General features: G+C 58.4%; 19 protein-coding genes. 8 read left to right on the forward strand and 11 right to left on the reverse strand.

The features are described 5' to 3' along the window. Positions 1-73 precede the first annotated feature (73 nt). Positions 74-2,572 carry a zinc-dependent metalloprotease gene (locus IE102_RS09515; RefSeq protein WP_229807673.1) on the forward strand — a complete coding sequence of 833 codons (2,499 nt, stop codon included), beginning with the start codon at positions 74-76 and terminating at the stop codon, positions 2,570-2,572. 76 nt (positions 2,573-2,648) lie between these two features. Here IE102_RS09515 and cyoD read toward each other — a convergent pair whose 3' ends face one another. The 4 genes from cyoD to cyoA all read right to left on the reverse strand — a co-directional run bounded on the left by cyoD (position 2,649) and on the right by cyoA (position 6,922). Then, the gene (gene cyoD / locus IE102_RS09520) at positions 2,649-3,086 is read right to left on the reverse strand and encodes a cytochrome o ubiquinol oxidase subunit IV (RefSeq protein WP_189486269.1); all 438 of its coding nucleotides are present in this window, start codon (positions 3,084-3,086) and stop codon (positions 2,649-2,651) included. Next, the gene (cyoC, locus tag IE102_RS09525; RefSeq protein WP_189486270.1) at positions 3,086-3,751 is read right to left on the reverse strand and encodes a cytochrome o ubiquinol oxidase subunit III; all 666 of its coding nucleotides are present in this window, start codon (positions 3,749-3,751) and stop codon (positions 3,086-3,088) included. Before cyoC ends, cyoD begins: the two co-directional genes overlap by 1 nt. 3 nt (positions 3,752-3,754) lie before the next feature. After that, positions 3,755-5,779, reverse strand: coding sequence for a cytochrome o ubiquinol oxidase subunit I (cyoB, locus tag IE102_RS09530; protein ID WP_229807674.1), 2,025 nt, complete (start codon positions 5,777-5,779; stop codon positions 3,755-3,757). Between the two features lie 81 nt (positions 5,780-5,860). Then, complete coding sequence (cyoA, locus tag IE102_RS09535; RefSeq protein WP_229807675.1) at positions 5,861-6,922, reverse strand: ubiquinol oxidase subunit II; 1,062 nt, start codon at positions 6,920-6,922, stop codon at positions 5,861-5,863. A 306-nt stretch (positions 6,923-7,228) separates the two neighbouring features. Between cyoA and IE102_RS09540 the strand changes: the two genes are divergently transcribed. Then, on the forward strand, positions 7,229-7,663 hold the full coding sequence (locus IE102_RS09540; protein ID WP_189486271.1) for a hypothetical protein: 435 nt from the start codon (positions 7,229-7,231) through the stop codon (positions 7,661-7,663). On the opposite strand, the gene IE102_RS09545 is transcribed toward IE102_RS09540, so the two are convergent. The 3 genes from IE102_RS09545 to IE102_RS09555 form a co-directional block, all read right to left on the reverse strand. Then, entirely contained in the window at positions 7,660-8,379 is a 720-nt protein-coding gene (locus IE102_RS09545; RefSeq protein ID WP_189486272.1) for an SURF1 family protein, read from the reverse strand. The two genes, IE102_RS09540 and IE102_RS09545, sit on opposite strands and share 4 nt — an antisense overlap. A gap of 69 nt (positions 8,380-8,448) precedes the next feature. Beyond that, a complete protein-coding gene (locus IE102_RS09550) occupies positions 8,449-9,153 on the reverse strand; it encodes a TorF family putative porin (protein ID WP_189486273.1) in 705 nt (234 codons plus the stop codon). A 50-nt stretch (positions 9,154-9,203) separates the two neighbouring features. Then, a complete protein-coding gene (locus IE102_RS09555; protein WP_189486274.1) occupies positions 9,204-10,586 on the reverse strand; it encodes a dicarboxylate/amino acid:cation symporter in 1,383 nt (460 codons plus the stop codon). 204 nt (positions 10,587-10,790) lie between these two features. Here IE102_RS09555 and IE102_RS09560 point away from each other — a divergent pair, with 204 nt between their 5' ends. Together IE102_RS09560 and IE102_RS09565 are read left to right on the forward strand one after the other, a co-directional pair. Beyond that, on the forward strand, positions 10,791-12,512 hold the full coding sequence (locus tag IE102_RS09560) for a sensor histidine kinase (RefSeq protein WP_229807676.1): 1,722 nt from the start codon (positions 10,791-10,793) through the stop codon (positions 12,510-12,512). Next, complete coding sequence (locus IE102_RS09565; RefSeq protein WP_189486275.1) at positions 12,509-13,846, forward strand: sigma-54-dependent transcriptional regulator; 1,338 nt, start codon at positions 12,509-12,511, stop codon at positions 13,844-13,846. Before IE102_RS09560 ends, IE102_RS09565 begins: the two co-directional genes overlap by 4 nt. Here the strand turns inward: IE102_RS09565 and IE102_RS09570 are convergent, their stop codons facing one another. Continuing rightward, positions 13,847-15,322, reverse strand: coding sequence for an alkaline phosphatase (locus IE102_RS09570; protein WP_189486276.1), 1,476 nt, complete (start codon positions 15,320-15,322; stop codon positions 13,847-13,849). 244 nt (positions 15,323-15,566) lie between these two features. On the opposite strand from IE102_RS09570, the gene IE102_RS09575 reads away from it, so the two are divergent. Together IE102_RS09575 and IE102_RS09580 are read left to right on the forward strand one after the other, a co-directional pair. Continuing rightward, positions 15,567-18,713, forward strand: coding sequence for an autotransporter outer membrane beta-barrel domain-containing protein (locus IE102_RS09575; protein WP_189486277.1), 3,147 nt, complete (start codon positions 15,567-15,569; stop codon positions 18,711-18,713). 63 nt (positions 18,714-18,776) lie between these two features. After that, positions 18,777-19,400 (forward strand): alpha-ketoglutarate-dependent dioxygenase AlkB, encoded by a 624-nt coding sequence (locus IE102_RS09580; RefSeq protein ID WP_189486278.1) that lies wholly within the window; start codon positions 18,777-18,779, stop codon positions 19,398-19,400. Here the strand turns inward: IE102_RS09580 and IE102_RS09585 are convergent. Then, positions 19,397-19,786, reverse strand: a complete 390-nt coding sequence (locus IE102_RS09585; RefSeq protein WP_189486279.1) for an OsmC family protein — start codon at positions 19,784-19,786, stop codon at positions 19,397-19,399. The two genes, IE102_RS09580 and IE102_RS09585, sit on opposite strands and share 4 nt — an antisense overlap. 132 nt (positions 19,787-19,918) lie before the next feature. On the opposite strand from IE102_RS09585, the gene IE102_RS09590 reads away from it, so the two are divergent. Both IE102_RS09590 and IE102_RS09595 read left to right on the forward strand, forming a co-directional pair. Beyond that, positions 19,919-20,599, forward strand: a complete 681-nt coding sequence (locus IE102_RS09590; protein ID WP_229807677.1) for a peptidoglycan DD-metalloendopeptidase family protein — start codon at positions 19,919-19,921, stop codon at positions 20,597-20,599. 96 nt (positions 20,600-20,695) lie between these two features. Further along, a complete protein-coding gene (locus tag IE102_RS09595) occupies positions 20,696-21,286 on the forward strand; it encodes a lipid-binding SYLF domain-containing protein (RefSeq protein WP_229807678.1) in 591 nt (196 codons plus the stop codon). 89 nt (positions 21,287-21,375) lie between these two features. Here the strand turns inward: IE102_RS09595 and sodC are convergent, their stop codons facing one another. Continuing rightward, the gene (gene sodC / locus IE102_RS09600; RefSeq protein WP_189486281.1) at positions 21,376-21,894 is read right to left on the reverse strand and encodes a superoxide dismutase[Cu-Zn]; all 519 of its coding nucleotides are present in this window, start codon (positions 21,892-21,894) and stop codon (positions 21,376-21,378) included. Positions 21,895-22,152: 258 nt separating this feature from the next. Then, on the reverse strand, positions 22,153-23,733 hold the full coding sequence (locus IE102_RS09605; RefSeq protein ID WP_189486550.1) for an alpha-N-arabinofuranosidase: 1,581 nt from the start codon (positions 23,731-23,733) through the stop codon (positions 22,153-22,155). Between the last annotated feature and the right edge of the window lie 44 nt (positions 23,734-23,777).

Consider the following 23,777-nt stretch of genomic DNA (forward strand, 5'->3'; position numbering starts at 1 on the left):
GGCCTGATCCGCGCCGGGAAGCGACGGCGCGGATCATTTTTCTATTTTGTGATTTTTATCAATGAGGTACGCGGTGCGGCACGTAAATTATCAGGTCTCAACCCTTCTGGCCCTTATCCTTATGGCGCAGGCCCCGGCTGAGGCGGTGGCGCAGACAAAACCCGCGGCGTCTGCCCCGGGCCCCGGATGGGCGGCGCAATCGGCGGCCTATAAGCGCCTTGACGGCCTGCTGCCGCTGTTTGTCGACGCGACCGGCGGGAAGGTATTTATGCAGTTGCCACCCGCTAAAACCGACGGGGTGATGACTGAGGTTTTGCACCACACCCTGATCAAGGAAGGCATGGGCTCGGCCAGCGTGCGCCCTGAGCGCGGTCAGTTCGGCCCGACGCGCCTGCTGCAATTCCGCAAAATCGGCGGCAAGGTTCTGGCTGAATATAAGACGCCGGAATTCAAGGCATCGGGCACCAAAGAAGAGGCCAAAGCCGTTGAGGACGCCTTTGCCAACTCCGCTGTTTGGGCCGGGCCGGTGGTGACAACCCTTGGCGACGGATCGGTGATCGTTGATATCACCGCCTTTCTGACCCGTGACGCCTGGGGGATGCGCGACAGCCTTAACCGCTCAGGCCAAGGCACGTTCCGCGCCGCACCTGAACTGACCTTAGCCGACACTACGACCGTCAAGGCCTTTCCCGACAATCTTGAGATGGACGCCATCTTTAGCTTCGCATCGGAAAATCCGGGCCGTGAAATCAGCAATATCGCCTCTGATCCGACCAGCCTGACCTTTACCATGCACCACAGCTTCATTCGCTTGCCGGATGCCGGTTACGTGCCGCGCGTGTTTGATCCGCGCACGGCGGAAAACGATATACTGATAACCGATTTTTCAACCCCGCTGGGGCAGGCGCTGGTGACACGGCTGGCGCGCCGGTTCCGTTTGGAAAAAACGGACCCTGCGGCGGCACGATCGACGGTCAAAAAACCGATCGTGTTTTATGTCGATAATTCCGCCCCTGAGCCGATCCGCAGCGCCCTCGTTGACGGGGCTATGTGGTGGAAGGATGCGTTTGAGGCGGCAGGCTATATCGATGCCTACCGCGTCGAGGTCTTGCCCGAAGGCGTCGATCCGATGGATACGCGCTATAATGTCATCTTCTGGGCCAACCGCCTGACGCGGAGCTGGTCTTATGGCCAGACCGTGACGGACCCGCGTACCGGAGAGATTGTGCGCGGGGCGGTCATTCTGGGCTCGCAGCGCATCCGCCAAAATATTATCATGTTCGAGACCATGCTGGGCGTCGATAAAACCGCCAAAGGTGGGCCTAACGATCCGGTCGAGATCGCTCTGGCGCGGGCGCGGCAGTTGTCGGCCCACGAAGTTGGCCATGCGCTCGGCTTTCAGCACAATTTCGCCGCCTCCGGGCAGGGGCGGACCTCGGTCATGGACTATCCGGTCGCCAAGATCGACATCAAGGGGGAGGCGCTTGATTTTGCCGACGCCTATGCGGTCGGGATCGGTGAGTGGGATAAATTCTCGGTCAATGCCCTCTATGGCGCTGAGGCGGGCCTGAAAGACCGCATCGATGCGGGGGCTGCGCGTCTGCGATTCCGTGCCGATATCGACGGACGCGCGGATTCGACCGGCAACCCTTATGCCAGTTCGTGGGACAATGGCGCCGATCCGGTGGCGGAGATCACCCACCTGATGCAGGTGCGCCGGATTGCGCTCGATGATTTTGGCTTGAACAGCTTACCCGCCAGCGTGGCGGTCAATGAACTGCGCCGCCGACTGGTGCCGGTGTTCCTGCTCCATCGCTATCAGGTGTCGGCGACGGCCAAGCTGATTGGCGGCACGGACTATGCCTATCCGGTCAAGGGCGGCGGGGCTGAGGCCGTGTTGACGCCGGTGCCGATCTCACAGCAATCAGCGGCGCTGGACGCCCTGATTGCCACGCTGAAACCGTCGGAGCTGGTCTTGACCGACGCGCAACTCAAACTTCTGGCGGCACAGACCACAGGCGATGCCGATCCGCAGTATGAAACCGAGATTTTCGGCAGCCGTATGGGCCGGTCGTTTGATCCGGGTGTCGCGACCGAAACCGCCGCCGAAGTGACCCTGTCGGCCCTGTTTGCACCCGAACGCCTCAACCGGCTGGCGGTTGCAGAAGTGCGTGACGGGGAGGCGCTGAAGCTTGAGGCCGTGCTCGACCGCATCATATCGGCGGTGTTTACGCCATCGGTTGCAACCCCGATGGAGGCCGAAGCGGCGCGCAGGGTGCAGATGCGCACCGTGTTGATGATGGCGCGTCATATCAACGGCGTGGCGCTGGGGACGACACCGGGGGCGATTGCCGGACGTAATGACGCGGTGCTGTCGCCGGTAGCCGCGGCGGTGGTCTCAGGCCGTCTTAAGGCCTTGGGGAATAAGCTCAAAAAAGCAAAGTCGAAAGATGCCTTACAAGCCGCGCAGGATATGTGGCTTGCGGAACTGATTGCCGATCCTGACGCCATGAAGTCTCTGCTGGCCAGCGGGCGCTATGATGTCCGCATTCCCCCCGGTGAGCCGATCTAAATCCTGAATTTAACGCGAAAAAAGAGCGCTGCCGGAACCGGCAGCGCTCTGAACTTTATCACGATAGGGATGGAGCCTAGCCCATGCCCCCGGCCATCATGCCGGGGTGCATATTGTGGTTGAGGTGGGTCATGACCCAGATCGTCCCGATGATCAGTATGCCCAGAATAATTGCCGTGAATACGAAGGCTGCATTGTTCCAGACCTGACTGGAGGAGGTGTCCATGTGCAGGAAGTAGTGCAGATGCACCAGAATCTGCACGACGCCAAGGATCAGGATCACCGGCACCAGCATCTGGGACGGCAGAACCTTCATCATGGTCAGGGCGAACGGGATGGCCGTCAGAATAACCGACAGCGCAAAACCGATCAGATAGGACTTTACCGAACCGTGGCTGGCGCCATGATCGTGACCGTGGTCATCTTTTTTGAGATGATCGACCGCGTGATGGTCGGCCAGTTCCGTGTGTGGGTCTTTGGCTTTGTGCAGGGTGGGCTTATCAGGGATGTGCATCAGGCGGCTCCCATGAGGTAAACGATGCTGAAAACGCCGATCCAGATGATGTCGAGGAAGTGCCAAAACAGGCTCAGCTCCATCATGCGGATGCGGTTGGCGGGGGTAAGGCCGCGGCGGAAGAGGTGAACGAACATCACACCCATCCACACAAGGCCCGACGTGACGTGCAGGCCGTGGGTGCCGACCAGGGTGAAGAAGGCCGACAGGAACGCCGAACGGTCGGGGCCTGCGCCTTCGTGGATCAGGTGGTTGAACTCATAGATTTCCATGCCCATGAAGCCCAGACCCAACAGACCGGTCACGGCCAGCCAGCCGATCGTACCTTTGAGCTTATTGGCCTGCATCGAAATCATCGACAGACCAAAGGTCAGGGACGACAGCAGCAGCAACGCCGTTTCAAAGGCCACGAAGCTGAGGTCAAATAGTTCCCGACCGTTGGGCCCGCCCGCGGTTGCGTCTTTCAGCACAGCGAAGGTGGCAAACAGGGTCGCAAAGATCAGGCAGTCACTCATCAGATAGATCCAGAACCCAAGGGTAACCTTGGCGGCTTCGTCCTGATGATGGTGATCGTCCGTGTCGTGGGCGTCGTTCGGGTTATGGTCGTAGGCGGACTTCAGTTCGTCCTTCAGGGCGTCTACAGGGTTAGCGGGATGAGGGCTCATGGATTAGGCCTCCGTCTTGAGTTTGGCGAAGCGCGCGTCTTCGATCGCCTTGATCTCATCCGGCTGCACATAATAGTCGCGGTCTTCGTTAAAGGTATGGGCAATGGCGATACCGACCATGGCCACAAACGATGCGATGGCCAGCCACCAGATATGCCAGATCAGGGCAAAGCCGAGCGGCACGCTGATCAGGCCGATCAGCAGACCGGTAGCGGTATTGCGCGGCATGTGGATTGGCGCATAGCTTTCCGGCTGAACATATGCCTGACCGGTTTGCTTGGCGTCCCAGAACGAGTCGTGGTTGCCGATCGCCGGTGTGACCGCAAAGTTATAGAACGGCGGCGGCGAGGAGGTCGCCCATTCCAGCGTGCGTCCGTCCCACGGATCGCCGGTTTCGTCACGCAGTTCATCGCGCTTGATGACGCTCCATACGATCTGAGCGATCTGCGCGGCGATGCCGACGGCGATGATCAGGGCACCGATCGCGGCCACGATCAGGTACTGCTGCCAGATGGGGTTATCCATGTGGCTCAGGCGGCGGGTCATGCCCATCAGGCCCAGCACATAGAGCGGCATGAAGGCGACATAAAAACCGATCAGCCAGCACCAGAACGAGACCTTACCCAGCCCGGTGTGCAGCTTAAAGCCGAACGCTTTCGGGAACCAGTAGTTCAGGCCCGCAATACAGCCAAACAGCACGCCGCCGATGATAACATTGTGGAAGTGAGCGATCAGGAACACTGAGTTGTGCAGTACGAAGTCTGCGCCCGGAATGGCCAGCATGACGCCGGTGGCGCCCCCTATGACGAAGGTGATGATGAAGCCCAGCGTCCACAGCATCGGCAGTTCAAGGCGTACCCGGCCGCGATACATGGTGAACAGCCAGTTGAACACCTTCACCCCGGTCGGGATGGAGATGATCATGGTGGTGATGCCAAAGAAGGCATTGACGTCGGCACCGGCGCCCATGGTGAAGAAGTGGTGAAGCCACACCAGGAACGACAGCAGGGCGATACACATGGTCGCATAGACCATGCCGTCATAGCCAAACAGGCGCTTGCGCGAGAAAGTCGCCACGATTTCCGAGAAAATGCCAAAGGCGGGCAGCACAAGGATATAGACTTCCGGGTGGCCCCACGCCCAGATCAGGTTGACGTACAGCATGGCATTGCCGCCGCCGTCATTGGTGAAGAAGTGCATACCCAGATACCGATCCAGCGTCAGCAGGGCCAGCGTCACGGTCAGGATCGGGAAGGCGGCCACGATCAGGATGTTGGCGGCCAGCGACGTCCACGTAAAGATCGGCATACGCATCAGGGTCATGCCCGGGGCACGCATTTTAAAGATGGTCGCGATCAGGTTGACCCCGGACAGCGTCGTCCCAAGCCCCGATATCTGCAGCGCCCACAGATAATAATCGACCCCGACACCGGGCGAGAATTCTATCCCCGACAACGGCGCATAGGCCAGCCAGCCAGTATGGGCGAATTCGCCCACCACCAGAGAGACGTTGACCAGAATGGCCCCTGCGACCGTGAACCAGAAGCTCAAAGAGTTCAGGTACGGGAAGGCCACGTCGCGCGCGCCGATCTGAAGCGGCATGATGATGTTCATCAGGCCAATTACCAGCGGCATGGCCACAAAGAAGATCATGATCACACCGTGGGCGGTAAAGATCTGGTCGAAGTGATCGGGCGGCAGATAACCCGCGCCGCCTGCCGATGCTAAGGCCTGCTGGGCGCGCATCATCAGGGCGTCGGCAAAACCGCGCAACAGCATGATCAGCGCCAGAATGACGTACATCACCCCGATCTTTTTGTGGTCGACGCTGGTCAGCCATTCTGACCAGACATAGCCCCATTTTTTGAAATAGGTGGTCAGGCCGATCACGAGTACGGCGGCGCTAACCATGCCGAAACCGGCACCCATGATGATGGGGTCGTGCCAAGGCACGGAGTTGATATCGAGTTTACCGAAGATAAAGCGAAGAAGCGGATCTTCGTGAAGTTCGGCGACAGGGCTGGACATGAGTTACATCACTTCAGAAAAGAAGGTACAGTTAGTATGAAGACGACCGGTTGCCCGGCCGCTTTTGTCGGTTTTTAAGGCTTAGCTGGCCGGGGTAGCGTTATCTTTGAAGGCGACGTTGCCGATGGGTTTAGCGCCTTTGACGCTTTGGCCTGTCGCGGCCGCCAGCTTCGGGTCTTCGCACTCTTCGGCATTGGGGGCCAGTTTTTTCATGACGGCCATGTTGTGGGCGTCGTCGCGGCACAGGCCGCCCTCAGCGCAACCATTCAGAACCTTGCTGAACATTAGCGGCTCAACGGCGGCAAAATAAAGCGGCTGAGGGGCGACGTTCTTTTGGTTCAGGGTTTTGTAGGCGACGGTGTCAAGCGACTGCGCTGAGGTCTTGGCGCTGGCGATCCAGGCTTCGAATTGGGCGTCGGTCATGGCCTTGGCCTTAAAGCGCATATGGGCAAAGCCATTGCCGGAATAGTTGGCCGAAATGCCGTCATAGGCACCGGCGTGATCGGCCCGCAGCGACAGCTTGGTTTCCATGCCGCTCATGGCATAGATCTGGCTGCCCAGTTGCGGAATGAAAAAGGAGTTCATCACGCTGGCCGAGGTGATCTTGAAATGGACGGGGGTGCCGACCGGCATGGCCATTTCGTTGACCGTAGCGATGCCGTACTGCGGATAGATGAACAGCCACTTCCAGTCCATGGCGACAACTTCGACCTCAATCGGGGCGATATGGCTGCGGTCGGCGGCGGCTTCTATCTTTTTGTGCGGGTCAAGCTGGTGGGTGGTGATCCAGGTCACGGTGCCGAGCGCAATGATGATCAGGGTCGGCACGGCCCACACCACGGCTTCGATGCGGTTGGAGTGCTCAAAATTCGGATCGTAGGTCGCCTTGTCATTGGAGGCGCGGTAGCGGTACGCAAACCAGATGGTCATGACGATAACCGGAACGACCGGAATCATCATGAGCAGGGTCGCCAGAATAATCAGGTCCTTTTGTTGCAGACCAATCGGGCCCTTGGGGTCCATCAGGGCCATCTCGCAGCCGCTTAAGGATACGGCGGCCAGAATGATCAGCGAGGCACCCAATGTTCTGCGGATGACGGATTGGGCGGTTCCAGCACACTTAACGGGACAGGGTAAGGACACAGATATTCACCGAGGCTGTCTCCTCAAAGAGGAGGTTTTAAATGTCAAAGTGCTTGCGTACTAATGAAATTCTGCGCGATGGCAATAGGCAAAATGTCGCAGGTGCAGCATGGGGCGGTGAAATAATTTCGCAGCAAAATTCGTCACTTATGTAAAAAAGTAGAGCGGTGGCTGTGCGGCGCATATAAAATAACTGACATATGGGTCAAATTGTCGCATATTTTACTTGCGCAAACGCTTGTTCTACCCCAACTATATGAAAACTGACGCTAATGTGAAATTTTGGCGTCGCACAGGAGACGCGTAATGACTGAGCCGTTGCACACCTACCGTTTTGGTATCATCGTAAAGACCGGGCTGTTTGTTGCCGCTATGCTGCAAATTGTCGCAGGCGTGCTGTTGATGGCGAATGGCTACATGGCCGGGGATTCGGTTCTGACGCAGTTTTCCGGCATTGTTCTGGGCATGATTCCGGTCAGCATCGCTTTGTTCGTGGTGCCGGTGCTGTGGCGCTGTGAACTGCGCGTGTTCGAAGACCGTCTGGAATATCAGGGCGTCCTGCTCGATATCGCTATTCCACGCAAGGATATCGTCGTAGCCGCCGCTGCACCCCGTCCGGGTTTTGGGATGTTCGATGTCTCGCTTGAGATGATGAACGGGCCGTTCCGTCGCCTGCATCTGGCGATCATGGCGCGCAACGAAGACCGCCTGATGAACTGGTTCCAGTCGGCAAAAGCCTAATATTTTGGGGCCTGAGTTTTTGGGCGACGCAACCACCAGACCGTGAACCCCGCCAGAAACGCCGCCATGGCAAACCAGGTGAGGGCATAGGACAGGTGGTTGTTGGTGAACTTCACCACTGTCATCCCGCCTTTGGGCCACCCGCCGGTAATCGGTGAGGCGTCCGCATCAACAAAATAATCAGCCACATGGCCAAGGCCCCGCGCCTTGGCCATTTGTTTTGTGTCGCGCAGGGACCATTGCTCGGCCACGGGATCATTTGGCGGCAAAAACAGCCAGCCCTTATCCTGCGACATGCGCACAAGGCCGGTCACGGTGACCGGGCCGGACATTTGCCCTTCAGCGCGCGTCGCCGGATCGCGACGGTCGGTCGGCACATAGCCGCGATTAATAAATATGGTAGCACCGTTTGCGGTGGTCAGCGGCGTCATTACCCAATAGCCCGCGCCCGCTTCGGTCAGGGCGTAGACCTGCACTTCTTTGTCGTGCCGGAACTGCCCCGTCACGGTGACGCGGCGATATTCGTCACGATCTTGGGTGAGGGTGGGCCACTGACCGTCTTTGGCGTCCAGCGCGATCGGGGGGCTTTGCGTGCGTTCATTGACGGCGGTAATCAGCGCATTTTTCCACATCAGCCGTTGCACTTGCCAGACACCAAGCCCGGTCAGGGCCAACACGCACAGGGTAACCAAACTCAGGGCAATAAGACGACGCACCGCAGCACCTCTTCACGGATCAGGATTGGGGCCTGATTATCATGAAATGAGGGCGGCGGTGCGGATGGCTTAAAACTTTTTCGATAATGTGATGAAGGTGGCGTCGCCGTACTTGTCGCCCAGATCGGCCTTATCGGTATGAGTATAGGTCAGGCTGGCGTTCAGGGTCTTGGTCACCGCATAGGTCGCCCCCACCAGGTAGCTGGTGTAATCCGTGCCGTTTTCAACATGGCGAAAGCCGCCCGCGGCCTGCAGGCTAAGACGCGGGGTCAGTTTATAATCCACGCCGATCTCAACAAAGTTCGCCTGCTTGGCGCGGTTGCCGTAGTTGTCGGGGCTATAGGCCAGATTGAGTTTACCAGTCAGTTTGTCCGACACTTTGCGGCTTAAGTTCACCTCATATTCCATGAACTCATCATCGATGCCGGGGCGCACACCATTATATTGCTTATAGATGGCGCGGGCGGTGATATCGGTGCCGTTGAATTTGGTTTTATAGCCGATCAGGGCTTGCGTTTGATTATCGACGCCGGTGGTGCGGTCGCGCATGGACTTGAACAGGGTGCCGACAAAGACCTTACCGTAAGCGACCTGTGCCCCGGCGATATATTGCGGCAGACCTTCGGTCTGGCTGACGCCGCGATAGATGCCGTCGGTCAGGCCCTTGACCTCAGCCGAGAACTTAAGGGTCTCGGCCTGAGCGGACAATGGCAGGGCCAGAGCAGAGATAGCTGCGAATGTAGATAAAGCCGTAGCCTTGACTGAAACCGACATGGTTTCCTCCTGATATATTTTTTTGATTATTCGGATTGAGAAAGCTGAGATTAATCCGCGCTTTTTTCACCCAGTTGCACACCGGCGGGGGCACCGTGAATCGCCAGAACCGGCTCAGCTTCTATCACCGGTTGGCCATTCAGGGCCGCGCGGAAAGTGTCCATATCGACTGACTTTTCCCAGCGGCTGACGACGACCGTGGCCACCGCATTGCCGATGAAGTTGGTCAGCGAACGGCACTCCGACATGAAACGGTCAACGCCCAGGATAATGGCCATACCGGCGATCGGCACGGTAGGGACGACCGACAGTGTGGCCGCCAGCGTGATAAATCCGGCCCCGGTCACACCGGCCGCCCCCTTGGACGACAGCATAGCGACCGACAGCAGCAGCAGTTGCTGCTCCAGCGTCAGGTGGGTGTTGGTGGCCTGAGCGATAAACAGGGCCGCCAGCGTCATGTAGATGTTTGTGCCGTCCAGATTGAACGAATAGCCGGTCGGGACCACAAGGCCAACGACGGAGCGCTTACAGCCCGCCTGCTCCATCTTTTCCATCAGGCTCGGCAGGGCCGATTCCGACGAGGAGGTGCCTAAGACCAGCAGCAGTTCGGCCTTAAGATAGCCGATCAGCTTAAAGATCGAGAAGCCGTTGGCCGCACAGACTGCCCCAAGAATGACGATGACGAACAGGGCTGAGGTCGCATAAAATGTGCCGACTAGTGCTGCCAGATTGACGATCGAGGCAATACCATACTTGCCGATGGTGAAGGCAAAAGCGCCGAACGCACCGATGGGGGCGGCCTTCATCAGAATGTGGACCATACGGAACACGGCGTGGCTGAGGGTTTCCAGCATGTTGACCAGGGGCTTGGCTTTTTCGCCGATAAAGATCAGCGAAATCCCAAACAGTATGGCGACAAACAGCACCTGCAGGATGTTGCCGTCGACAAAGGCCGAGGTGAAGGTGGTGGGGATGATGCCCATTATGAACCCGATCAGGGTCGAGTCGTGGGCCTTGGCGGCATATTCATCGACCTTGGCGTCGTGCAGGGTGGCCGGGTCGATATTCATGCCGTGGCCGGGCTGGACCACATTGGCGACGATCAGGCCGACAATCAGGGCCAGGGTCGAAAAGGTCAGAAAATAGCCAAACGCCTTGGCGGTGACTGAGCCGACCCCTTTGAGTGAGCCCATGCCCGCAATGCCGGTGACGATGGTAAGAAAAATAACCGGGGAGATGATCATCTTGACCAGCTTGATGAAGCCATCGCCCAGCGGTTTGAGCGCTTCGCCGGTCTGCGGATAAAAGTGACCGATGGCCGCGCCCAGCGCAATGGCGATCAGTACCTGAAAATAGAGGTGGGTATAAAACGGCCCGCTCTTTTTCGGCGGCGGCGCGGACGCAAGCGTGTCGGAAGGTGTAGACATAAGCATGGCAATGTTCCTCAACCTGTGTGAGACGATTTTTTGTTAAGGATCAGTTTATGCCTGCGGTGGGTGGCTGCAATTGCAGGGGTGCATTTTGTTAGTGAATTGAATTGGTTTAATATTGTTATGTTTCATCTGAATATTTGTGTGAAAATCCGCACACGCTAAATCTTCGTTGTGCGATTTTCCGCCAGAGCGTATGATCGTGATATGGATATGCCCCGGCTCAAGATCGCCCTATCGTCCCTGCGTCTGTGGGCCGGGATAGGCTGTGCGCTGCTGGCCGCCGTCGCGCTGTTGGCGACCTATGACCTGACCCGGCGCAGCGCCCTGGATGACCTGAAACGTGAGGCGCGGGTGACGGCGCAGTTGCGGGTGGCGGTCTTACAAAGTGAACTGGATAAACAACGCGCCGTGCCGGTTATTCTGGCTGACGACAGCGATGTGGTGGCGGCCTTGCGCGAGCCTGATCCGGCCAAGTTTGTGCGCATTTCGCAAAAACTGGAGCGCCTGCGTCAGGAAACCCGCGGGGCCGTCATTTATTTGATCGACGATAAGGGCGTGGCCGTGGCCGCCAGCAACTGGGCGCTGCCGGTCTCATTTGTGGGCGAAAACTACGGCTTTCGGCCCTATTTCCGGCAGGCCATGTCAGACGTGGTGGCCGAACAGTTCGCGCTTGGCACGGTCAGCGGTAAGCCGGGGCTTTATATGGCCCACAGCGTCAGCGATGGCGGCAAAGCTATCGGGGTGGTCGTCGTCAAGATGGAGTTCGACGCGATTGAGGCCAGTTGGGCGCAGTCGCCGCAGCCGACCTATGTCACCGACCGCGCGGGCAAGGTGGTGCTCACCGCCCGCCCGGAATTGCGCTTTCAGGCCCGCCCACCGGTGCGTGCTGATGAATTTGTGACCCCGGTGGCCGTGCCGGTCGATGGCTGGCAATTGCAGGTCGTAAGCGCCGCCCGTCAGGCGCTGGATCTGGCGCGCAATGCGTCCCTAATGCTGGCTCTGGCACTGGGGTTCATCGGCATGCTCATCATCTGGCAGTGGCGGCGCGTCCGCTTAAGGCAGGCGCAAGGGGCGATTATGGCCGCGCGCGAAGCCGAATACCGTCAGCGTCTTGAGGGCGATGTCGAGGCGCGCACCCGTGAGATCAGCATTACCAATGCGAGGTTGTCGGCGGAAATCCACGACCGGCGCGACGCTGAGCGCCGCCTGAGCAGCCTTCAGGCCGATCTGGTTCAGGCCAATAAACTGGCCAGTCTGGGCCAGATCACGGCGGGGGTGGCTCACGAAATCAACCAGCCCGTGGCGACCATCCGCATACTGGCCGACACTAGCGTGAAACTGTTGGCGACACCCAAAACCGCCCCCAAAACCGGCAAGGCGATGCTCAGTGACAACCTGGATAAGATCATCCGAATGTGTGAGCGCATCGGCCACATCACCGGTGAGCTACGCACCTTTTCGCGTAAGGCGACGGGTGAGGTTGAGCCGGTGCCGTTGCAGGACACGGTCACGTCGTCCATCCTGCTGAACCAGAGCCGTCTGCATGAAAACCGCGTGGCCCTGATCTGCGATCCGATTGAGTCTGACCTACTTGTCATGGCCGGGCGTATCCGGCTGGAGCAGGTACTGGTCAATCTGCTGCAAAATGCTTTCGAGGCGCTGGAAGACACGCCCAATCCGACGGTGCGCCTGACGGTTGAGGTGACGGACGATTGGGTGACGCTGAAGGTGATCGACAATGGCCCCGGCCTCAAACCCGAAGTGCTGGATCAGTTATTTACGCCGTTTGTGACGACCAAGCCCAAGGGCTTAGGGCTGGGGCTGGTCATTGCCCACGATATCTTGCGCGATTTTGGCGGCGACCTGAGCGCGGAAAGCTCAAGTGCCGGGGCTATCTTCATCCTCAGACTAAAGGTCGCGTCATGACCGGAAACGTCATTTTCATCGATGATGACCCTGATCTTTTGTCCGCACAGATTCAGGCGCTGGAGCTGGACGGGTTTTCGGTGCGTGGCTTTTCCAATGGGCCGGATGCCCTGAAGGTCATCACCTCAGCCTTTGACGGGGTGATCGTCACCGATGTGCGTATGCCACGCATGGACGGCCTGACCCTGTTCAAACGCGTTCAGGCGATTGATGCCGAACTGCCGGTGATCCTGATGACCGGTCACGGCGACGTGCCGATGGCGGTGCAGGCGCTGAAAGACGGGGCCTATGATTTCATCTCAAAACCCTTTGCCCGCGACGACCTGATCCAGTCGGTCCGCCGCGCGCTCCAGACCCGCGATCTGGTGATGGAAAACCGCCAGTTGCGTCAGGCCCATGCCGCTTTGCTCGACCGCGAAAATCCGGCTCAGAACCTGCTGTTGGGCGACTCCCCCGCCATGACCTACCTGAAGCAGGTGGTGGTGAGGGTGGCCGAAGCCGATGTCGATGCCCTGATTACCGGCGACACCGGCGTGGGCAAGGAGCGCGTCGGGCGCGCGCTTCATGCCTTAAGTGCCCGCAAGAACCGCCCCTTTGTCCATGTCGGGTGCGCGACCCTGACCGAGGACAGTTTTCAGGCCGAACTGTTCGGGATTGAGGCCGGGCATCGCCCTGGCGCGGCGCGGGTCATTGGCCGGTTTGAACGTGCGAACAAAGGCACGCTGTTTCTGGATGAGGTCGAAGGACTTAGCCTGTCGCAGCAGGCCAAGCTGCTGCGGGTGCTGGAAACGCGCGAAATCTGGCCGGTCGGCTCTGAAAGCCCGCGCAGTCTGGATATCCGCGTCGTGGCCGCCACGCGCACTGACCTGACCCAAAGTGTCAAGGACGGTCAGTTTCGCGCCGATCTCTATTACCGCTTAAGCGGGGTTTCCTTACGCGTGCCGCCCTTGAGTGAGCGCGGCGACGATATCCGGTTGCTGTTTCAGCACTTCCTGCTGGGGGCGGCGACACGCCTGAACCGCCCGCCACCCAAGCTGACCCAGGCCACTCAGGCCTATCTCAGCCGCCATGACTGGCCCGGCAATGTCCGTGAGCTGGAGCAGTTTGCCGAACTGTGCGCGCTTGGCCTCGATAGCGCCCATCTGCCCGAAGGCACGCACGCCTTGGGGCTGGCCGAACAGGTCAGCCAATACGAAGAGGCGGTCCTGCGCGAAACCCTGAGCCAGTACGCGGGCAATGTGCGTGAGGTCATCGCGGCGCTGAAACTGCCGCGCAAAACCTTTTACGATAAGGTTACCCGCTACGGCATTGTTATTGATGATTTCCGTAGCTGATTACTTTTCACCATCTATGCCCAGGGCATGGGCCATGACCTGATAGATGTAGCTCGATTCCATCACCCCGGTCAGCAGGTGGGCTTGCGGGCCGGTGGCATAGACCGGTACGTCTTCGCCGCCGTGGGCCGCACTACTCATCGGGATTAGCGACGGGTGCTTGGCGTCCGGTGCCGTAAGTTTGTCCTGTGTGAGTTCCGGATCATCCTCATGGCCATGGTCGCCGGGGCCGGTCGCATAATTCAGCACGGCGTAGGGGTGTTTATGATCATCCAGCACATTTTCACCCTCAACGCGGGCCAGCCCCAGAATCGGCTCGCCCAGGCTGGAATAGCCCGATTGCGTCAGGCCGTGGCTGTGGTCAGCGGTGACGATGATCAGGGTCTCTTCCGGATTTGTGGCCGCACGGGCGGCGGCAACGGCCTTGGACAGCTCCTCGACATCACGCAGGGCGCGTTTGGCGTCATTGACGTGGTGCCATTTGTCAATCGACGCGCTTTCGACCAACAGGAAAAAGCCCTTGGTGTTACGTTTCAGCACGCCAATAGCTGCCGAGGTCATATCGGCTAAGGCCGGGGTTTCCGGATTTTGGGCCTTATCGATGGGGGAGGGCAGATCACCGGCGGCAAACAGGCCCAGCACATGGTCGCTCGATTGCGGATCAAAGGCTTTAAGCTCGGTTTCGGTGCGCAGGAGACGCGCCGTCGGACTTTGTTTCAGCCACGCCTTGGTCAGGTCGCGGCCATCCTTGCGGCGGCCCTTTTGACTTTCCGGGGTGAAGCGGGCCAGATCGCCGCCCATGACCACATTCATACGGACATTGGCCGGGGCCTCAACCATCTGACGGGCCAGATCGATGCAACCGGCCTTAATCGCATCAGCGGGCAGTTCGGAATCTGAACGCCAGCCGCGTGTTGTGGTGTGGCCATAGGCACCGGCGGGGGTGGCATCCGTCACGCCGGAGGTGGTGACCACACCGGCCGACAACCCCATCAACCGGGCCTGTTCGGCGATGGTGATGACCCGGCCACTTAAGCCCGACGGGCAATCCTTGCGCTTGGCGGTGCCATCGACGCCGAGCGCGCCGTTGATGGTTTTTACGCCGGTGGTGATGGCCGAAATCCCGTTGGCGGAATCGGTCACATAGTCGTCGGTCGAGTAGGTTTTGGACAGGCCGGTATAGGGAAAGGCTTCAAACGCCAGCCTATAGGTCGTGCCGATTTCGCCGTGGGTCTGACCGGCCAGAATACGACCGGCGGTGACGCTGTTGACGCCCATACCGTCGCCGATAAACAGGATGACATTCTTGGCGTGTCCGACATTGGGCACACGTTTGAGCGCCTCATTAAGTGAAGCCTTGCCGTCGATGAAATAGACGTTCTGAGCCTTGTCCTTAAGCGGTGGCGCGCTCTGGGCGCAGGCCAGTGACGGCAGGATAAGGGCGGCGGCGCACAGGCCATAGAATAGATTACGCATCAGCAGATCCTAAACAGAATTACCCGCTGATTAGGCCGTGACGGCAACGCTTTTATGACACTGGTGCGCGCGGGCTGATCGCTATCATTTAAGTTGCGACACATTGTATAGGCCTTTTCACATTCAGGCCACGAACAACCAACTTGCGGCCGGTTTCTGTCCGGACGGATAGATAGGGGCCAAACTTACCCCCCATTCCCCCTCTAACGACTTTGGTCAAATCAAGATAACCGAAAGTCGTTTCATGCCCATATCCCGCTTCCGCTGCGCCACGGCGCTTGGTCTTGTTCTGACGGTGGGCGCAACACCTGTGGCGTGGGCAGATACGACGGTATCTACGGCAACCACTACGCCGGTTGCCACCTCCACCGGCGGCAATGTTGATGTCACCAGCGATGGCTCGATTACCCTGACCAGTGGCACGGCGGTCACGGTCGATAGCGACAACACTGTCACGCTCAACGGCACGGTCGAAATGTCGGGCTCAGACAGTAACGCAACCGGTGTGCTGATCAGCGGTGCCAGATCAACGACGCTCGACCTGTCCGGCACCATCACCGTCACTGATGATTACACGGCGGAGGACGAAGATGATGATGATCTGGTCGACGGGGTGTTCGCCGAAGCCACCGGTCGCTACGGGGTGCGCGCCACCGGGCTTCTGACGGGGACTGTTGATATCGACAGCACCATCACGGTGCAGGGCAATCAATCCTATGGCATCTCGCTCGAAGGCGGGCGCACCGGCGATTTTATCTTTGATGGTTCCATCTCGGTGCTGGGCGATGAGGTCGTGGGTCTTAATCTGGCGGGCACCCAGACCGGCCAAACCTATATCAGCGGCTCGATCAGTGCGACGGGTAAGGATTCATCGGCGGTCGATATCTCCGGCCTGATCGACGGGGCGCTGATCATTGACGGCAGCATTTCCGGCACCGGCTATCGCTACACCAGTATCGGTGAGGACTATCTCGACCTGCTGGAGGTGGATGATCTCTATCAGAACAAGGCTCTGGTCAGCATTTCCAACGACGTCACCCAAGGGGTGCTGATCAATGCCGGCGTAACCAGCACCGATGACGACAATACCGATGAAAACGGTAACGGCATCGAAGACACCGAAGAAGGAACCGCCAGCATTACCCAGTACGGCGGTAATGCCGCCCTTCTGATCGGCTCGGACAGCAAGGCCATCACCCTCAGCCCGATTGTGGTGGCCGATACTGCGGTTGAACCCGATGAGATCAATCACGGTCTGGATATCCGCGGTTCAATCGCCAGCTACGGCATCTATGAAGGCATAGATGCGACCGCGGTGCAGATCGCGGGGCTTGGCTATGACGCCACCATCACCAATGGCATCTCGATTTCAGGCTCGGTCGGCTCGACGGCCTATGAGGGCATAGCGCGCGGGCTGTCTTTGCTTGCCGGGGCGCAGGTCGGGCAACTGGATATATCCGGGTCTTTGGCGGCGTCAGCAACCACAACCGATTACGATACGGCCTATGGGCTGGATATAGCTTCCGGCGCCAATCTGTCGGCGCTTAATATCAAAACCGGCGGTACGATTACGGCCTATGGCTACGGCACGACCGCCAATGCCACGGCCATCCGCGACCAGTCCAATACCCTGACTTCAATCACCGTAAACGGCAGCATTACCGCCAGCATCACGCCGGGCGATGAGGACGAAGATGATGTCACCGACACCGCCGTTAATCGTGGGGTGGCCATCGACCTGAGCGGCAATACGGTGGCAACGAATCTCAACATCACCGATGAATATCCTGATGATGACGACTATGCCGCGCCCTATATTGCCGGTGATGTCAAGTTCGGCTCCGGCAATGACAGCCTGAGCTTAAGCGGCGGCTATCTGTACGGCAATGTCGATTTTGGCGCAGGCGCCAACAGCCTTAACCTTAGCGACGATGCGATCGTGCTGGGTAAGCTGACGGGGGCGGGTACGGTTGCCGTAGATATCGCCGATGCCCGTCTGGGCCTGTCGGCGGGGTCGCAGCTTAACCTGTCATCCCTGCATCTGGGCAGCGAGGCTGAGCTTTATATGGTGCTGCAAACCCAAAGCCCCGACACGCCAATCCTGATCAATTCCGGCACCACCACTTTTGATGATGGCGCAGCGCTTTACCTGTCGCTGGATGAGATCATCCAGACCCCGACCCGGTTCACTCTGTTGACCGGTTCCAATATTGACTACGGCACGCTTGACCTCGCGGACATGGATGAGAACGTGCCGTGGCTTTATAAGGTAGCCTTGGCGACCGGTGAGGCCAATACCAATCTCTATGCCGATTTCCGGGTGCGCACTCAGGCCGAGTCGGGCCTGAATGTGAATGAATATTCGGCCCTGAACGCTATTCTGACGGCGGCCGCCACCGACGAAGACACGACCACCACCATGTTGAGTGAAACCACGCAATCCGGTTTTACCAAGGTCTATACGGCTTTTCTGCCAGATTATTCCGGTGAGAATCTGCTGACCCTCTCCAAGGGCCATCAGGCTTTGAACCAATCTCTGGCCAAGCAGTCCTTCCTGCCGGATGCGGGGCAAACCCAATACTGGCTTCAGGAATATGGCTACAGCCTAAAGCGCGAACGCGGGGAGACGACCGGCTTTGAAAGCACCGGTTTCAGCTTTGCAGGCGGGGCCGAACGCGGCCTTGGCAACAATCAGGCCATCGGCGTCTATGTGTCCTACACGACGACATCGCCGCAGGACACCTATGCCACCGCCAATGAAACGACCTCGGCCGAAGACATCACGGTCGGCGGTTACTGGCGCGTCAATGCCGGTAAGCTTAAGGGCTGGGCCAGTGCGGGTATGGGCCGGACGATGTTCAAGAGTGAGCGCGAATTGCTGTCTGACTATTCCGCGCTGATTTCGACCGGCAAATGGAACGGCTATTCGTTAAGCGGCAATTTCGGCGCATCCTATGAGACATCGCTGGGGCCGGTCAGTGTGAAACCCGTGGTCTCAGTCGATTATTACGGCCTGAAAGAAGATGCCCGCACCGAGACCGGCGGCGGCTCAAGCTTTGACCTGAGCGTCGATGACCGCACCAGCCATCTGGCCAGCGCGGCGGCGATACTCTATCTGGGGCGCGCCAAAAAAGATGCTCTGATCCGGCCGGAAGCCTGGGTCGGCTACCGCAGCAATTTCTCGGTCAATATCGATAATACGGTCGCCCGCTTTGGCGACGGCACGCCCTTTACCCTGACCGGCGGCGCCATTAAGGGCGGGGCGCCGGTGGTGGGGATGCGCATTTCGGCGGGCAATGAATATGGCTATCTGTCGCTGGAGGCCGAGGGCGAAAAATACAGCGACTATGACAACTATTCGATCAGCCTGCGCACCGGCTTTAAGTTTTAGGTTTTGTGTGGCGGACGCAAATAAAGCTTGAGAACCGGCGGAATTTATGTTCACTATTTGTTCATGTTGAGGGAATGTGAACTTGGTGGCGGTCCGCCTGTACTGGGCCTGTTTGATCCACCGGCTTTGGCGGGGCTGGTTTACCGCGCAAACTATGTCGATGAGGCGCTTGAGGCAGCGCTCATGGCGGATATCGACGCCCGACCGTGGTCGCTGGAACTTGGGCGCAGGCATCAGTGGTACGGCGGCGATTATGACGATACCGAACTGGGGTTGCCGCAAGCGTACCGCGCCTCTGCGCCGCCGGATCGGTTTGGTGAGGTGGCAGAGCGGTTGTGCGCGGACGGTATTTTGCCGTCTGTGGCGACACGGTTTGGTGTCAATGAATATCAGCCGGGGCAGGGCATTGGCGCGCATATGGACCGCGACAATGAGGTGGTGGCCTCGGTGGCGATCCTAAGCCTCGGTTCCGGCCTGATGATGGATTTTGTGCGTCCCGCCGATAAGGCCCGTCAGGATGTTCGGTCGTACTATCTGCACCGGCGCAGCCTGCTGCTGATCGCGGGTGAGGCACGGTATCAGTGGATGCACGGTATCGCGCCGCGCCGGTCGGATAAGATCTGCGGCCTGATCCGTCCGCGCGGACGCAGGTTGTCGATTATGTTCCGGTGTCGGCCAGAAAGTTAGCTTACAAACGTGGTGGCGATATCCGCACCCTCTTTCAGAGTGCGGGTCACCGGCGTGCGCTCGATTACCTCAGCCAGACGGGCGCGCTGATCCTCACTCAGGTCACCGGACAGTTTCACCGTGCGGGTAATGACGGATCGATCATCGGTCTTGGTGTGATGAAGCTGAACATCTACGCCGGTCAGGGGCCAGCCCTTACGGTCGGCATACATCTTGAGCGTAATCGACGAGCAGGCCCCCAGCGCCGACAGCAGTAACTCATAGGGCGTAAAGCCCGCGCCCTTTCCGCCGAGCGATTCCGGCTCGTCGGCAATCAGCGCGCGCCCACCGGCCTCAATCTCGGTCTTAAAGTTTTCGGTGCCGATACGGGCGTGGGCCTGGGCCATGATCAAAGTGCCTTTAGAAGTTCAATATGAAAGCGCGGATGCCTTGTGACGCCCACAACCTCAGAATAATCGGCTTTATCAGGGATGCAACACTAGGCTATGACTAATGCTGCAATAGAAAGGCTTGTCGTCATGGGTATGACTGCGGCAACCGCCCGTTTTAAGCTTTATCAGGACTGGTTATCCGCGCGCACCGTAAAGCCTGCGCCGGTCATGGCGGGGCTGAACACGGCGCGGCCACTTAAGTTAGATGCGGCGGGCATGGCCGCCGAAGGCTGGTGGGCGGGAATGCCGCTCGATATCGGGGAGGGTCTGCGCATCGGCGGTTATGACGAAGACCGCGCCCTTTACGATAGCGATGTGTTTGCCGCGACGGATGCCGATGACGAACCACGCACGGTCCATCTGGCGCTCGATATCTGGGCACCGGCGGGGACTGAGGTTCATGCGCCGGTCCATGGTCGCGTCCATAGTTTTCAGGATAATGATAACCTCAAAGACTATGGCCCGACGGTCATCCTTGAGCATATGGTGTCGCCAGATTTGGTGTTCTGGACGCTGCATGGTCACCTGAGCCGTGACAGTCTTGAGGAACTCTATGTCGGCAAAGAGGTTGCGGCAGGGGATGTGATCGCGCAACTGGGCGATCCTAATGAAAACGGCGGCTGGGCCCCGCATCTGCATGTGCAGGTCATCCTCGATATTGGTGACAAAATCGGAGATTTTCCGGGGGTGTTCCGCAGGCGCGACCGCGACTATGGCCGACTGTTATGTCCTGACCCAAGACCGCTTTTGGGCATGACGTCCTCCTGATGTCATCCTTATTTATACCTTAGTATTCCGCATGGGATTCCTCACGCGGACGGATGTAGGTTGTCGTCAATTCCAACAACCCCGAAGGAACGACCTATGACGAAAACTGCTGTAATGATCGCCCCGAAAAAGACCCTGATGAGCCTCGCAATGGCTCTGGCCCTGAGCACAGCGACTGTCGCACCTGCCCTGATCGCGGCTCCTGCCGAAGCGGCCACCAAAGGCGAACTAACGGTTGAGGCCAATCAGGCTCTGAACAGCCTCTATGCCTCAAACCCGACCGCCAAGCTGATTGGCTCCAAGGCCAAGGCCGTGCTGATTTTCCCGAATATCGTCAAGGCCGGTCTGGTCTTCGGTGGCGCATACGGCGAAGGCGTGCTGATGCATTCTGGCAAGGCCGATTCTTATTATAACTCGTTTTCCGGTTCCTGGGGTCTTCAGGCCGGGGCGCAGTCCTACGGTTATGCCGTGTTCCTGATGAACGACAATGCCGTCAAGTACATCCATGATACCCAAGGTTGGGAAATCGGCGTCGGCCCAACGGTTGTGATTGTCGATGAAGGTGTCGCGAAAAACCTGTCGACCTCGACGCTTAAGGACGATGCCTATGCCTTCACCTTCAATCAGCAAGGTCTGATGGCCGGCGTCACCATCGATGGCACCAAGATTTCCAAGATCAAAGAATAGTTTTCTTCCCTGAGTAGCGTTCCCCTTAAACTTAAAGCCCTCCGGAGTATCTCCGGAGGGCTTTTTTTGTCACAAGATTTAAAAGGCGATTACTTGATAACTGCGCAGGCCACGCGGGCACCAGCGCCGCCGATCGGCTGGGTAGTGTGGTCGTCGGCATTAGCGTGAATGACCACGGCGGCGCCATCAGCATCGAGCAGGGCCGGACGGCCAGTCGCGCCCTTGACCGACACCAAAGTCGAATAGATTTCAGCCGTCGCCTTACCGTCTGTATTTGCGAAAATATTAGGCAGGTCGCCGGAATCATTGGCCTCAGCGTTCAGCAGGCCGTGGGTAACTTTCGGCAGGCCGTGTTCATGGACATGCGCGCCGGCATTGGTGAATTTCTCATCGCCGCAGTCGCCTTTTTCATGGAAGTGGATGCCGTGCCAGCCGGGGGTCAGGCCCGCGACTTCGATTTTCAGCACCACACCCTTGGGCGCATCGATGACGGTGACTGTGCCGGAAATGCCGGTGCCTTTGAACTCACCGGAGTGGCTGTCGGCCAAAGCGGTCAGCGGGGCGGCGGTCAGGGCCAGTGCGGCGGTGGCCAGCATAAATGTGCGCATAATATTACCTTTCGGAGGTGTTTTGAGGCTGAGTGTACTGATATGAGAATTATTATCAAAATACAATAAGCGCGACGGAGAAACAAAAAAGACCCGCCGGTTAGGGCGGGCCTTTTTTGTTTCTCCGCCCCATTTATGGGGAGGTGGATTTCGGCGCGTAGCGGCGAAAGACGGAGGGGTAAGGTTAGGGGCAAAGATACCCCTCCGTCTATTCGCTATGCTCATAGCCACCTCCCCATTTATGGGGAGGAGAGAATGCTACTCGACCCCGACGACCACGACCGACTTGGCCGGGACATCGAGCGTCAGCTTGCCGTTCGCGATCTTACCGCCCTTGAAGGCCGCGATGGTGACCACTTCCTTCTGGCCGGGGACGTTGTGAGCATCCAGCTTATCGCTGGTCAGCACGTCGCCGGAGACCTTTTTGGCCTTCAATGTGCCCAAGTCGATGTTGATCTTGTAGCCTTTGGTAGCGTCCATATTGGCGACACCGACATAGGTCTTGCCGTCCTTGGCCTTGGCGGCAGTGACGTTAAAGGCGGGGAAGGTTTGATCCTTGCCGTCCTTGTCCTTACCGGCAGTCAGCGTCGGGGCGGTGACCTCAACCGGCAACGGTGTCGCGTCATGGAAAGGGACGTACATCTTATAGGCATAGTAGGTCGGCGTCAGGGTCATCTTTTCCTTATCGGTCAGGATCATGGCCTGAAGCACGTTGATGGTCTGGGCGATATTGGTCATCTTCACGCGCTCAGTGTAGCGATGGAAGATGTTGAAGTTTGACGCCGCCACAATACCGTCGCGCAGGGTATTTTGCTGATACAGGTGGCCCGGGTTGGTGCCGCTTTCAACGTCGTACCAGGTGCCCCACTCATCGACATAAAGGCCGATGCGCTTTTCAGGATCGTTCTTATCCATAGCCGCGATGTGGTCCTTAAGGATCTTATCCATGCGGGTGGTTTGATAGAAGGTCGAATTCCACTGCGCGATCGGGAAGTTGGTGGCCGGGCCTTTGGTGGTCCAGTTGGCGGTCGGCAGGGTGTAATAGTGCAACGAGATGCCGTCCATTTGCTTGCCGGCGTTCTTGGTCAGCACATCCGTCCAGTTCACGTCGTCGGCATTGGAACCGGATGCGATGCGCAGGGCCGGATTGTCGGAACCTTTGTGGAAGAACGCCGAAAAGCGGCGATATTCATCGGCGTAATATTCCGGCGTCATATTGCCGCCGCAGCCCCAGCTTTCGTTGCCGATGCCAATAAACGGCACTTTGAACGGTGCGTCACGGCCATTGGCGCGGCGTTCATTGGCCAGAGTGTCTGTGCCGGATGAGGTCAGGTATTCGATCCATTCACGCATTTCTTTGGGTGTGGATGAGCCGACATTGATCGACAGGTAGGCGTCTGTGCCGACCTGCTCAACGAAATCGAAGAACTCATGGGTGCCAAATTCGTTGGTTTCAGGCGTGCCGCCCCACCAGTTGTTCTTACGCGACGGCCGCTTGGAGCGCTCGCCAATCCCGTCACGCCAGTGATATTCGTCCGCGAAACAGCCGCCGGGCCAGCGCACAACTGGCATCTTAATGGCTTTGAGGGCAGCTACCACGTCATTACGGATGCCGCGCGTGTTGGGGATGGAGGAATTCTCACCGACCCAGATGCCTTCGTAGACGCCAAGGCCGAGGTGCTCGGAAAACTGGCCATAGACATAACGTGAGATTTCCGGGCCGGGTTTGTCGGCTTTGAGGGTGGCCTCAACCGTTTCAGTCTTCGCTTGGGCACTGGCCATCAGCGGCGCAAAGGCCACTGTGGCGGTAAGTGCTGCCAGGGTTAGGGTTTTCAACATGGGTATCCTCTGGTTAAGTTTATTATATAGCTCAGGTTTGGTGG

Origin of the sequence: Asticcacaulis endophyticus (genome assembly GCF_014652575.1) — a bacterium.
Classification (GTDB): domain Bacteria; phylum Pseudomonadota; class Alphaproteobacteria; order Caulobacterales; family Caulobacteraceae; genus Asticcacaulis; species Asticcacaulis endophyticus.

Excerpts from the sequence above, each read along its gene's own strand:
- IE102_RS09540 (WP_189486271.1), top strand. The coding sequence starts at position 7,229 with ATGACTGAGCCGTTGCACACCTACCGTTTTGGTATCATCGTAAAGACC.
- IE102_RS09550 (WP_189486273.1), bottom strand. The coding sequence starts at position 9,153 with ATGTCGGTTTCAGTCAAGGCTACGGCTTTATCTACATTCGCAGCTATC.
- IE102_RS09575 (WP_189486277.1), top strand. The coding sequence starts at position 15,567 with ATGCCCATATCCCGCTTCCGCTGCGCCACGGCGCTTGGTCTTGTTCTG.
- IE102_RS09590 (WP_229807677.1), top strand. The coding sequence starts at position 19,919 with ATGGGTATGACTGCGGCAACCGCCCGTTTTAAGCTTTATCAGGACTGG.
- sodC (WP_189486281.1), bottom strand. The coding sequence starts at position 21,894 with ATGCGCACATTTATGCTGGCCACCGCCGCACTGGCCCTGACCGCCGCC.
- IE102_RS09585 (WP_189486279.1), bottom strand. The coding sequence starts at position 19,786 with ATGGCCCAGGCCCACGCCCGTATCGGCACCGAAAACTTTAAGACCGAG.
- IE102_RS09595 (WP_229807678.1), top strand. The coding sequence starts at position 20,696 with ATGACGAAAACTGCTGTAATGATCGCCCCGAAAAAGACCCTGATGAGC.
- cyoD (WP_189486269.1), bottom strand. The coding sequence starts at position 3,086 with ATGCACATCCCTGATAAGCCCACCCTGCACAAAGCCAAAGACCCACAC.
- IE102_RS09555 (WP_189486274.1), bottom strand. The coding sequence starts at position 10,586 with ATGCTTATGTCTACACCTTCCGACACGCTTGCGTCCGCGCCGCCGCCG.
- IE102_RS09560 (WP_229807676.1), top strand. The coding sequence starts at position 10,791 with ATGGATATGCCCCGGCTCAAGATCGCCCTATCGTCCCTGCGTCTGTGG.
- cyoB (WP_229807674.1), bottom strand. The coding sequence starts at position 5,779 with ATGTCCAGCCCTGTCGCCGAACTTCACGAAGATCCGCTTCTTCGCTTT.
- IE102_RS09565 (WP_189486275.1), top strand. The coding sequence starts at position 12,509 with ATGACCGGAAACGTCATTTTCATCGATGATGACCCTGATCTTTTGTCC.
- cyoC (WP_189486270.1), bottom strand. The coding sequence starts at position 3,751 with ATGAGCCCTCATCCCGCTAACCCTGTAGACGCCCTGAAGGACGAACTG.
- IE102_RS09570 (WP_189486276.1), bottom strand. The coding sequence starts at position 15,322 with ATGCGTAATCTATTCTATGGCCTGTGCGCCGCCGCCCTTATCCTGCCG.
- IE102_RS09605 (WP_189486550.1), bottom strand. The coding sequence starts at position 23,733 with ATGTTGAAAACCCTAACCCTGGCAGCACTTACCGCCACAGTGGCCTTT.
- IE102_RS09580 (WP_189486278.1), top strand. The coding sequence starts at position 18,777 with ATGTTGAGGGAATGTGAACTTGGTGGCGGTCCGCCTGTACTGGGCCTG.